The sequence below is a fragment of the Rheinheimera sp. genome (assembly GCF_037442525.1).
Classification (GTDB): domain Bacteria; phylum Pseudomonadota; class Gammaproteobacteria; order Enterobacterales; family Alteromonadaceae; genus Pararheinheimera.
In genome coordinates this window covers 31,092-42,621 of the sequence record NZ_JBBIQD010000011.1, presented here as the reverse complement: position 1 = coordinate 42,621, position 11,530 = coordinate 31,092, and the positions used below count along the sequence as shown (strand labels likewise).

The 11,530-nt window shown below is 51.4% G+C and carries 9 protein-coding genes; 6 read left to right on the top strand and 3 right to left on the bottom strand.

The window, feature by feature from the left end:
- Positions 1-72: 72 nt before the first annotated feature.
- The 3 genes from WKJ03_RS14760 to WKJ03_RS14750 all read left to right on the top strand — a co-directional run bounded on the left by WKJ03_RS14760 (position 73) and on the right by WKJ03_RS14750 (position 3,908).
- A complete protein-coding gene (locus tag WKJ03_RS14760) occupies positions 73-873 on the top strand; it encodes a UDP-2,3-diacylglucosamine diphosphatase (protein WP_337842997.1) in 801 nt (266 codons plus the stop codon).
- 103 nt (positions 874-976) lie between these two features.
- Positions 977-2,686 carry a lysophospholipid acyltransferase family protein gene (locus WKJ03_RS14755; RefSeq protein ID WP_337842996.1) on the top strand — a complete coding sequence of 570 codons (1,710 nt, stop codon included), beginning with the start codon at positions 977-979 and terminating at the stop codon, positions 2,684-2,686.
- A 526-nt stretch (positions 2,687-3,212) separates the two neighbouring features.
- Positions 3,213-3,908: an OmpW family outer membrane protein gene (locus WKJ03_RS14750; RefSeq protein WP_337842995.1), complete on the top strand. Its 696-nt coding sequence runs from the start codon at positions 3,213-3,215 to the stop codon at positions 3,906-3,908.
- Between the two features lie 25 nt (positions 3,909-3,933).
- Here WKJ03_RS14750 and WKJ03_RS14745 read toward each other — a convergent pair whose 3' ends face one another.
- Positions 3,934-4,599, bottom strand: a complete 666-nt coding sequence (locus WKJ03_RS14745; RefSeq protein ID WP_337842994.1) for a PilZ domain-containing protein — start codon at positions 4,597-4,599, stop codon at positions 3,934-3,936.
- 196 nt (positions 4,600-4,795) lie between these two features.
- Entirely contained in the window at positions 4,796-8,689 is a 3,894-nt protein-coding gene (purL, locus tag WKJ03_RS14740; protein WP_337842993.1) for a phosphoribosylformylglycinamidine synthase, read from the bottom strand.
- A 107-nt stretch (positions 8,690-8,796) separates the two neighbouring features.
- On the opposite strand from purL, the gene mltF reads away from it, so the two are divergent.
- Both mltF and WKJ03_RS14730 read left to right on the top strand, forming a co-directional pair.
- Positions 8,797-10,284 (top strand): membrane-bound lytic murein transglycosylase MltF, encoded by a 1,488-nt coding sequence (mltF, locus tag WKJ03_RS14735; protein ID WP_337842992.1) that lies wholly within the window; start codon positions 8,797-8,799, stop codon positions 10,282-10,284.
- A 35-nt stretch (positions 10,285-10,319) separates the two neighbouring features.
- A complete protein-coding gene (locus WKJ03_RS14730) occupies positions 10,320-10,487 on the top strand; it encodes a hypothetical protein (protein ID WP_337842991.1) in 168 nt (55 codons plus the stop codon).
- On the opposite strand, the gene tadA is transcribed toward WKJ03_RS14730, so the two are convergent.
- Complete coding sequence (gene tadA, locus WKJ03_RS14725) at positions 10,484-10,972, bottom strand: tRNA adenosine(34) deaminase TadA (protein WP_337842990.1); 489 nt, start codon at positions 10,970-10,972, stop codon at positions 10,484-10,486. The genes WKJ03_RS14730 and tadA overlap by 4 nt on opposite strands.
- 190 nt (positions 10,973-11,162) lie before the next feature.
- On the opposite strand from tadA, the gene WKJ03_RS14720 reads away from it, so the two are divergent.
- Positions 11,163-11,387, top strand: a complete 225-nt coding sequence (locus tag WKJ03_RS14720) for a hypothetical protein (protein ID WP_337842989.1) — start codon at positions 11,163-11,165, stop codon at positions 11,385-11,387.
- Positions 11,388-11,530 lie beyond the last annotated feature (143 nt).

The window sequence follows — 11,530 nt, the reverse complement described above, 5'->3', positions numbered from 1 at the left end:
CAGATGACATCAGAAAAAACCATTCTAGCTCAGGCACCTCGCCCCAAACCAGCACTGAAAGGGAGACGTCGCATGTTGCTCTGCAGAACCATCTTTTTATCCGACATTCATTTAGGAAACAAAGACTGTCAGGCACGCTATCTGCTGCATTTTCTGGAAAACAGCAAAGCACAAACCATTTATTTGCTTGGCGACATCATCGACTTATGGGCGATGCGCCGTCAGGTCTGCTGGACACCGGAACAGAATCTGGTGATTAAAACCTTGCTGGCGAAGGCTGAACAAGGCTGTGAGCTGATTTATATTCCGGGCAACCATGACGAAGAATTCCGCCACTGGGCTGGCCGCGAATTTGGCGAAATGAAAATTCAGCTGCGTGGCTGTCACACCACTGCCCTGGGTAAAAAACTGCTGCTGCTCCACGGCGACGAATTTGATAAAGAAGTGAACTTTGGTCGCTTTCATGCCTGGCTGGGGGATCACCTCTATGATTTTCTGCTGTTTTTAAACCGCTGGAGCAACAGAGCCCGCCGCGCAATGGGTGGCCGTTATTTCAGCCTGGCTGCCTTTATCAAAAGCAAAGTGCCTGGTGCCCGCGACGCCATTGCCCGTTACCGCAATGCCGCTGTCAATAAGGCCAAACGCAGTGGTTTTGACGGTGTGGTTTGTGGCCATATCCATCACCCTGAAATCTCCTTGCAGGACGGCCTGATCTATTGCAATGACGGCGACTGGATTGACAGCTGCACAGCCTTGGTGGAAGAGCTGGATGGCAGTCTGGCGATTTACCACTGGACGGAGCAGAGCCATACCATAGCGGCTTTGCCACTGGCGGAAATCAAAGCCGAAACTGCCGCTCAGCAAGCAGCCTGACCAGGTTAAAATTTCCTCAAATTGCCATACTGCTGACGCTTTTTTGTCATACAAACCCTCTAGCTTGTCTGGAAAGAACAGAGAGTCTGGTTGAGGAAAACCTATGATTAGCGTTGAGCAAATGATCCAACAACATATGCCGGGGTTGCAGCAAAAACCCTGGCTGCAAACCCCGGTCAGAGGTGCATTACGGCACTTGTTGCATGAGCAGGAGTTTGTCGAATTTGCCCGGCGTTATCCACACCTGCAAGGCATAGAGTTCGTCGAGCAGGTGCTGGATTATTTCCAGTTTGCTTATCAGGTGCGTGACAATGAAGTGGAACGCATTCCCAGTACCGGCAAAGTGGTGATTATCGCCAACCACCCTATAGGTTCTCTTGATGGCCTGGCCTTAATTAAGCTGGTCAGCGACATCCGCCCGGACGTCAAAGTCATTGCCAACCAATTGCTGATGGCGATAGACCCGCTGCATTCGTTATTACTGCCGGTCAACAATATGTCTGGTGGCACCGAACGTAGCCGCATTGACCGCATCAGCGACCATCTGCAGCAGGAAGGTGCTTTAATTCTGTTCCCTGCCGGTGAGGTCTCCCGCCTCAAGCCAAACGGCATTCGTGATAACAAATGGCATGGGGGTTTCTTGCGTTTTGCAATGGCCGCCAAAGCGCCTATTCTGCCGATTTACATCGACGGTCGTAATTCAGCACTGTTTTATGGCGCGTCCATGCTGTACAAGCCGTTGGCCACCATGCTGCTGGTGCAGGAAATGTTTAAGCAAAAACGCAAAAACATCGGTATGCGTATTGGTGAACTGATCCCTTACGACAGTTTTGCCCAGTTACCACTGGAAACCGCCGCCAAGGTCAAACTCTTTAAAAAACACTTGTACCGGCTGGCCAAGGACAAAGAGCCTTTATTTAAAACACAAAAAGCCATCGCCCATCCGGAAGACCGGATCCTGCTGAAAAAAGCCGTGGAAGCCTGCCCTTTGTTAGGTGAAACCAGCGACGGCAAACAAATTTATCTGTATCAATACCAGCAAAGCTCGCCAGTATTACGCGAGATTGGCCGACTGCGGGAAGTGGCGTTCCGCGCTGTTGGCGAAGGCACAGGGCAACGCCGCGATATTGACCTGTACGACAGTTACTATGAGCAACTGATCCTGTGGGACAAAGATGATCTGGAAATTGTTGGCGCTTACCGCTTTGCCAATACCGCCAAGGTGATGGCAGAAAAAGGCTTAGCTGGGTTATACACAGCGTCGCTGTTTCGTTTCAGCGAGCGTATGACCCCTTATCTGGCCCAAGGGCTGGAACTTGGCCGCAGCTTTGTGCAGCCGCGTTACTGGGGCAAACGCAGTCTGGAATACCTGTGGTACGGCATCGGGGCTTACCTGAAACAAAACCCGGACATTCGTTATCTGTTTGGCGGTGTCAGCTTGTCCAACAGCTACCCCAAGGCGGCACGGGATTTGATGGTGTACTTTTACAGCCTGTATTTCCGCTGTACCGAACAAAGCGCCGCCCCGAACCTGCCTTATGAGCTGCCGCCTGAAACTCTGACCCAGTTGCAGCAGCACTTTACTGGTGACAACTACACTCAGGATTTTGTTCAGTTGAAACACCTGTTGGCCAATATGGGCGTGAGTATTCCGACTTTGTACAAACAATACAGTGAGCTGACCGAACCTGGTGGGGTGAAGTTTCTGGCTTTTGGTGTGGACCCGGACTTTGCCGATTGTGTCGATGGACTGGTTCTGGTGGATATGAACCAATTAAAGGCCACCAAAAAAGCCCGCTATATGCCCGTTTAAGTCACGGGTTGCAAAGGAGTTTGTCAGGAATAAAGCCACCCATCAGGTTAATGCCAGTCAGTTAAGCTGACTGGCATTTTCTTTTGTTAGCTATTTCAACTGATTCTCTAACCACGACATGTACGCACGTAACTATGCGAAATACGGAGACTGCCACCTAAGGGGATTATGCACCCAGAGTCAGAATTGAAAAAAGCAAAGGAGGTATCCAGAGCGAGGAAAGGCAGAGAACTAAGCTGCCCCTGTGAGGCATGGAGCCGAACAGGAGCCTACAGGGACGTATCCACGGCGTGGCAGCGTGGGCTTTGCCTTTCCCGCTGCAGCTGAACCAACTAGTGAATAGATAAGCTGTTTTTAATAAAAACTGCTTATCTGACTGGCTTTAACCCATCAGGTGGCTTTTTTGTTTTAAATCAAACTCTGCCGCTGATGGTGCACTGTCAACCCTGCTTTATTGATCCAGCCCAAAGTTTTTCTCCGCACAAAGCGCACACTGGCGCCAGCTAAACGCAATGAGGAAAATAGGATGAAAAGGTTTAAATACGCGGTTCTGGTTTCAGCTCTGCTCGCCGCTCCGGCCTTCGCCAACTGGTCAGTGAATGTAGGTGCCATTGGTGTCAGCCCGGATGACAGCAGCAGCCATCTGAACGTGGTAGAGGCAGTGGCGGGTTTGCCTGCCAACTCCACCGCCGTCGGTGTCAACAGCAATACGCAACTGGGCCTGACCATTGATTACAAGCTGAGCCCAAACTGGACCTTCGAACTGGTAGCCGCCACCCCGTTCAGTCACGATATAGCAGTTGAGGGCTCAGCCATTGATGGCCTGCCCATTGGCAAAACCAAACATTTGCCCCCTACCCTGCTGGCGCAATACCATTTTGTGCTGCAAGACAGCCGCTTTGATCCCTTTGTTGGTCTGGGGCTGAATTACACCAAATTTTTTAATGAGAAAGTGTCGCCGGAGCTGACAAGCACATTGCAGGCACTGAATGTCACCACAGCATCAGACGATGTCGAGTTGACACTGAAAGACTCGGTGGGTCTGGCCATACAGGCCGGTCTGAATATTCAGCTCGACAGCCACTGGGGTATGCATCTGATGTTAAGCCGGATGGACATTGATACCACTGGCAAAGTAAAAGTGAATGGCAGCACCATCCAAAGTGTGGATGTAGCTATCGATCCTTACGTCTGGATGCTGGGTGTACGTTACAGCCTGTAACTGTTCTCTGCCGGTTCAGCAAGCTCTAGCTGGCTTGCTGAACCAGTTGTTCCAGCCTGTATTGCGGTTCATTGAACTGAATGCCAATCGACAAGCCCCGTTCGTCGACTTTTGAGTTGCGAACTTCACCTGAAATAGCAATAGGGTCGCCCAGTTTCGGGTTTTCCACTCTGAGCAAAACTGGCGCAAGCTGCACCTTATTGCCTTTGTATTCAGCATCAAATAAAAAGCGGCAACCGCTGCTGGACACGTCCACCAGATGGCCGTTAAAACTGCGGGCATTTTGCAGCACTTCAATATTCAGCCGCACTGTGGCAGGTAAAAACAGACTACTGCGTTTTTCCAACCTTAAACCTCGGCGCTGTACGGCGTTTGGAAAGCTGATCGCAATCAGGCGGTCAGGTAACCTGAGCAGCTGCAATAATTCCGATTTAAATGCCAGGCATTCACCAACAGTGTCTTCCAGCAGGAAGCGGCATACCAGAATCAACCCATTCTGAAAAAAACGTTCCGGCACTGAATCATCGGGTTTGAAAAACAGATAACGGCCCGGTTTGTAACCAATCAACTCAGCGCTACAGCGGGTCTTTAAGTGATCAAGCAACTGAATATCAAAGCGTTGTCCAACTTTGACGTGACTTAACCAGTGTTGTTGTGTGTCAAATTCAACAGAACTATCAAGTGACTGCATACCTATTCCATGGACGCGCGAGATTAACCACTCAGGTATTCTGAAAAAGAACCGCAGGAATATCAAGCATAAAATGATAAAAAACGAAACTTTGATAAATACATTACAAGCATTAACAATTCAGACAAAGCGTTTTGCCTGCCGCACTGAAAAAAAGCCCCGGCTTTTGCCGGGGCTCCATGGTTTTAGCTCTGACTTAACCTAACCAGACCCGTGCATTGCGGAACATCCGCATCCAGGGGCTGTCTTCCTGCCAGTCATCCGGATGCCAGGAGTTCGCCACAGTACGGAACACCCGTTCCGGGTGCGGCATCATAATAGTGACACGGCCATCACGGCTGGTCAGTGAGGTAATGCCGTTGGGTGAACCATTTGGGTTCGACGGGTACTGGGTGGTGACATCCCCGTAGTTATTGACAAAACGCAGTGCCACAGTGCCGCTTTGTTCTGCGGCCTGCAATGCTTCAGCCGACGCAAACTCAGTATGACCTTCACCGTGTGATACGGCGATTGGCATTTGAGAACCGGCCATGCCTTTGAAAAATAACGATGGACTGTCCTGCACCTGCACCAGGCTGAAGCGGGCTTCGAAACGCTCTGATTTGTTGCGGACAAAACGTGGCCATAAATCAGCCCCTGGGATCAGGCTCTTCAGATTCGACATCATCTGACAACCGTTACAGACCCCTAAGCTGAAGGTGCTGTCACGTTCAAAGAATTGCGCAAACTGCGCACGGGCCTGCTCATTAAACAGAATCGATTTGGCCCAGCCTTCACCGGCCCCTAATACGTCCCCGTAAGAGAAGCCACCACAAGCCACCAGGCCATTGAATTCCTCCAGCGTACGACGGCCAGACAGAATGTCACTCATATGCACGTCAATGGCGCTGAAACCAGCCCGGTTAAAGGCAGCCGCCATTTCCACATGCGAGTTCACGCCTTGCTCACGCAGTACGGCAATCTTCGGCTGCACGCCTTTGATGATATAGGGCGCGGCGATGTCCTGGTTCAGATCGAAGCTCAGTTTCACATTCAGACCCGGATCTTCCGCATCCGATTTCGCCACAAACTCTTGTTTCGCCCCTTCCGGGTTATCACGGCGCAGCTGCATCTGGTAGGTGGTTTCAGCCCAGATCGAACGCAGCACAGTACGGCTGTTGCTGTAGACCAGCTGGCCTGCGCGTTTGATCTCAATCTGGTCGTCCGTGGTGACATGGCCAATCAGGTGCGACACGGCCGTCAGCTGGTGTTTCGCCAGCAGCGCCTGCACTGCAGGTAAATCGCTGTTACGAACCTGCAGCACCGCGCCCAGCTCTTCGCTGAATAAGGCGGCCAGGTCGTCTGCACCTAAAGCGGCGATATCAACACTCACACCGGCTTTACCGGCAAAGGCCATTTCCGCCAGAGTGACAAACAAACCACCGTCCGAACGGTCGTGATACGCCAGCAGTTTGTCGTCGGCCACCAAAGCCTGCATCGCCTGGTAGAAATTCATCAGCAGTTGTGGGCTTTCCAGATCCGGCGCTGTCTGACCTAATTGCTTGTACACCTGAGCCAGACAAGACGCGCCTAAGCGGTTTTCACCCTGGCCTAAATCAATCAGCAGCAGACTGCTGGCGCCTTTGTCGGTGCGCAGTTGTGGTGTCACGGTACGACGTACATCTTCCACCCGGGCGAATGCAGAGATAATCAATGACATCGGCGAGGTGACAGTGTGTTTTTCACCGGCTTTGTCCCAGCTGGTTTTCATCGACATTGAATCTTTACCAACCGGAATGGTCAGGCCCAGCGCCGGGCATAATTCTTCACCGACCGCTTTCACCGCCTGATACAGACCGGCATCTTCCCCAGGGTGGCCCGCAGCAGACATCCAGTTGGCCGAGAGTTTGATGTGTTTGATATCACCAATTTGCGTCGCGGCAATATTGGTAATGGCTTCAGCCACCGCCAGGCGGGCAGATGCGGCGAAATCCAGCAGCGCCACAGGCGTACGCTCACCCATCGACATAGCTTCACCATGGTAGGTGTCGTAAGAGGCTGCAGTGACGGCACAGTTGGCCACTGGGACCTGCCATGGGCCTACCATCTGGTCACGGGCCACTAAGCCGGTAACAGAGCGGTCACCAATGGTGATCAGGAAGGTTTTTTCCGCAATAGTCGGCAGACGTAATAAACGCTCTGCGGCCTCAGCCACTGTGACGCCAGTCAGTTCCAGTGCTTTGCCTTCAGTGACGGCAGTTTTTACATCGCGGTGCATCTTTGGCGCTTTGCCCAGCAGCACACTCAGAGGTAAATCAATAGGGGTATTGCCGAAGTGCTTGTCGGACAAACTCAGGTGCAGCTCTTCGGTCGCTTCACCAATCACCGCATAAGGCGCACGCTCACGTTGACAGATGGCTTCAAACACGGCCAGTTTGTCGGCCGGAATGGCCATCACATAACGTTCCTGCGACTCATTACACCAAATTTCCAGTGGCGACATGCCCGGTTCATCGTTTGGCACGTTACGCAGTTCAAACTTACCACCGACACCGCCGTCATTCACCAGCTCAGGGAACGCATTCGACAAACCACCGGCACCCACGTCGTGGATAAAACAGATTGGGTTGTTTTCACCCAGCTGCCAGCAGCGGTCAATCACTTCCTGGCAGCGGCGTTCAATTTCCGGGTTTTCCCGCTGCACTGAAGCAAAATCCAGATCTTCAGCTGACTGCCCTGATGCCATGGAAGAGGCGGCACCGCCACCCAAACCTATATTCATGGCCGGACCGCCCAAAACCACCAGCTTGGCGCCCACCGGCATCTGGCCTTTTTGCACGTGTTCAGCGCGGATATTGCCGAGACCACCAGCAATCATAATAGGCTTGTGGTAACCACGGACTTCTTCGCCATTGTGGCTAGGCACTTTTTCTTCAAAAGTCCGGAAGTAACCTAAGATATTGGGCCGGCCGAATTCGTTGTTAAAAGCAGCACCACCCAGGGGGCCCTCGGTCATAATATCCAGCGCCGTGACAATACGGTCTGGTTTGCCGAAATCCGTTTCCCAGGGCTGTTCAAAACCAGGAATGCGTAAGTTCGATACTGAGAAACCGACCAGACCCGCTTTTGGCTTAGCTCCAACACCGGTCGCACCTTCGTCACGAATCTCACCACCAGAACCTGTCGCCGCACCTGGATACGGTGAAATAGCAGTTGGGTGGTTGTGCGTCTCAACTTTCATCAACACATGAATGTCTTCATGGTGGTAGTTGTATTCGCCTGTGGTGCTGTCCGGGAAAAAACGGCCAGCCTTAGAGCCGGTCATCACAGCGGCGTTATCTTTGTAGGCAGACAATACGTGCTCTGGTGTTTTTTCGAAGGTGTTTTTGATCATCTTAAACAGCGATTTTGGCTGTTGCTCACCATCGATGGTCCAGTCGGCGTTAAAAATTTTATGGCGGCAGTGCTCCGAGTTAGCCTGCGCAAACATATAGAGTTCGATGTCATTCGGGTTGCGGCCCAACTGTTTGAAGTTGGTCAGCAGGTAGTCGATTTCGTCATCGGCCAGTGCCAGCCCCATCTCGATATTGGCTTTAACCAGTGCCTCGCGGCCACCCGCCAGCACATCAACGCTGGCCAGTGGCGCAGGTTGAGCTTTCTGGAATAAAGCCTGGGCTTGCTGCAGTTCGGCAAACACAGTTTCCATCATGCGGTCATGCAATAAGCCTTTCAGGCTTTGCAGCTGGTCAGCCTGCAATGGGGCAGAGGTTTCCACATAATAAGCCAGACCACGCTCCAGCCGTTTTACCTGCTGTAAACCACAGTTTTTGGCAATGTCCGTCGCTTTGGAAGACCAGGGCGAAATGGTACCTGGCCGTGGTGTCACCAATAACAACAAACCGCTGGCCTCATGGCTGCTGATGGTTGGGCCGTAAGTCAGGAGTTTTTCCAGCGTGGTCAGTTGGGCAGCGTCGAGTTCTGAACTCAGGTCAGCGAAATGCATGTATTCCGCATAAATTCCTGTTACAGGCAGGGCCGCTTTGGCACAGTGATCTAAAAGTTTCTGAACTCTAAATTCGGACAGTGCAGGTGCACCACGCAGGATCAACATAAATTTGTTTCCGTTAGTTGAACGTCGATGGGAGCCAAAATCAGGCGCTGTATTATAAAGAAAAAAGCCGGGTCATGGTATGACGGCACGACCGAATTTTGATATAAATGGCGCTGAAACTGAACAAGAACAGGATTTGCATGAGGCGACTTGGGGTACCTTTTCTGCTGGCGTTTTTACTCTGTGGCTGTGCCCCGGAGCCTCAACCTTTGCAATTACATCAAATTTATCAACGAGATACTCTTCGTGTTGGCATTTTAAACAGCCCAACCAGTTATTACATTGCCGCTGACGGTCCGGCCGGGTACGACTACGAACTGGTGCAAAGCCTGGCCGACAAACTTGGGGTGGAACTGGAGCTTTTTCCCAGTTATCAGCGGGAAGATTTGCTGCAAAAACTCGACTCAGGCCAGGTTGATCTGATCGCGGGCGGTCTGGCAGTGACCGAAAGCCGCAAGCAAAAATACCGGATAGCGCCAGCTTATCTGTATCGCAGTGAAGTGGTGGTGTACCGCAAAGGCGGAACTCAACCGAAAAATTTTGCCGATCTGACCGAACCTTTACTGGTCCCCAAAGACAGCTCTTTGGCCGAAACGCTGCAGGAAGCGACCCAGCAGCATCCAAACCTGAACTGGCAGGAAAGTGAACTGCTGGATACCGAAGAGTTATTGCAGCAGGTTGAAGATGGCAAAATTCCTTATACCCTGGTCGATTCCAACCTGCTGGCGGTCAATCAGCGTTTTTATCCGAACCTGACGGTGGCGTTTCAGGTGAAACGGCAACAACCAGTGGCCTGGTTACTGAACAAACAGGCCGACGACTCTTTTTGGGCTGTGTTGATAGAATTTTTTGGCCAGAATTATCAATCTGGTGATTTGCTGAGCCTGGAAGACAAATACTTTGGTCATATCCGCCGCTTCGATTACATCGCCACTGTGGATTACATCAAAGCCATTGAAAAAGATTTGCCGCGTTACCAGCCACTCTTTGAAAAATATGCCGGATCCTTTGACTGGCGCCTGCTGGCCGCCATTGGTTATCAGGAATCCAACTGGCGTCCTTCCGCCCGCAGCTCGACCGGCGTCGTCGGCTTAATGATGCTGACAGTTTCCACGGCACAGGCCATGGGCGTCAGCAGCCGCCTGGACCCGGCGCAAAGTATTAAAGGGGGCGCCAGGTATCTGGAACGTATGCTGGAACGTATTCCTGAACGTATTCCGATGCCAGACCGGCTTTGGTTTGCCATCGCGGCTTACAACATTGGCTGGGGCCATGTCGAAAGTGCCAGGGTACTGACCGAGCGGGACGGTGGTAACCCGGATCAGTGGCATGAAGTGAAACAACGCCTGCCCTGGTTGCAGCAAAAAAGGTATTATCAGAACACCAAGCTGGGTTATGCCCGGGGTGCTCAGGCCGTGTATTATGTCGAAAACGTACGCCGTTTCTATGACACCCTGTTATGGGTCGATGAAAAGAAAAAGACCGAACAACGGCTCGATCAGCAAAAACAAATGCTGAATCAACAATTTGGTGATATGCCGCCAACAGACCCTAAAACTGAAGGGAACAGCAAAGGCAAAACCGGGTCGAAATAAGACAATGTCAGTAGTTGATTAGAGTGGGAACATAGATGCTGAAACGCAAAAAACCTAAAATGTTGCGAAAACGCCGTCTGATTGACGTGGCGTCCGGCCGTCGTCGTATTGCCCGTAATATGGCGATACTGAAACTACACAGAAGACGTCGTGATTACCAGGCATTGTCTACTGAACCACAAAGTAACGAAGCCATCGCCTAAGGTTCGTTTTTTCGTGCCGCCTTTTGTTCCGCCCTTCTGCGCTTAAAAAAATCTGACAATTTAGCTGCACAACGGTCCGCCATCAACTCCGCCGTCACTTCCAGCTGATGGTTCAACACCGGGTGGCGGACTATGTCGATTACTGAGCCCGCAGCGCCGGTTTTCGCATCTCTTGCACCAAACACCAGACGTTTGATCCGGCTGTGAACCAATAAACCGGCGCACATGGCACAAGGCTCCAGTGTGACATACAAGGTACAGTCCAGCAGACGGTAGTTCCCAATACGCTTGGCCGCCTGACGAATGGCCTGCATTTCGGCATGAGCCGAAGGATCATTCAACTGAATCGACTGGTTCCAGCCTTCGCCCATCACTTTGCCATCTTTGACCAGCACGGCTCCAACCGGAATTTCACCACTTTGTTCTGCTTTATCCGCCAATTGCAGCGCGTACTGCATCCAGTACAAATCCTGCTCTGAATTCACCCGTTCGTCCTCTTGCCCTGCATATAGCCAATTTTACCAGCTTGGCTGGTGAAATTAACCAGTCATTAGTGATTTTCACTAACCCGCCAGCTGAAATATTTTGTTAACTTATTGATTTAAATAAGTTGTTATAACTGGTATCCCACTTGCTATAGTAACAGCGTCACACCACATCAACAGAGGGATCATCATGGGAGTTTTCGACGTAGGTTTTGTCGCAGTCATTGGCGCTTTTGCATACGCCTTTTATGAAAACCGCAATAAAACCAAAATTAAACTGGCGCAAAGTCAGGGAGCAGGCAGTTCGGATGAAGTCAAAGCTGAGCTGGAAAAGCTGAAACAGCGTGTGGCCACGCTGGAAACCATTGTCACTGACAAGTCCTATCAGTTAAAAGACCAAATCAGCAAACTGTAAAAAAACGCTGCGACCGCAGCGTTTTTGTGTTTACGCATCAACACTCTGGCAAAGCTGTCCAGCGGTTCAGTGCCGGGAGCCTACATCAGTAGGTGACCGGTCTGAGCTGCGCAGACAATGCCGCCAGCGTGGCGAGGATGACG

Coding starts and splice junctions, on each gene's coding strand:
- WKJ03_RS14745 (WP_337842994.1), bottom strand. CDS start 4,599: ATGCAGTCACTTGATAGTTCTGTTGAATTTGACACACAACAACACTGG.
- WKJ03_RS14760 (WP_337842997.1), top strand. CDS start 73: ATGTTGCTCTGCAGAACCATCTTTTTATCCGACATTCATTTAGGAAAC.
- WKJ03_RS14720 (WP_337842989.1), top strand. CDS start 11,163: ATGGGAGTTTTCGACGTAGGTTTTGTCGCAGTCATTGGCGCTTTTGCA.
- mltF (WP_337842992.1), top strand. CDS start 8,797: ATGGCGCTGAAACTGAACAAGAACAGGATTTGCATGAGGCGACTTGGG.
- WKJ03_RS14730 (WP_337842991.1), top strand. CDS start 10,320: ATGCTGAAACGCAAAAAACCTAAAATGTTGCGAAAACGCCGTCTGATT.
- WKJ03_RS14750 (WP_337842995.1), top strand. CDS start 3,213: ATGAAAAGGTTTAAATACGCGGTTCTGGTTTCAGCTCTGCTCGCCGCT.
- WKJ03_RS14755 (WP_337842996.1), top strand. CDS start 977: ATGATTAGCGTTGAGCAAATGATCCAACAACATATGCCGGGGTTGCAG.
- purL (WP_337842993.1), bottom strand. CDS start 8,689: ATGTTGATCCTGCGTGGTGCACCTGCACTGTCCGAATTTAGAGTTCAG.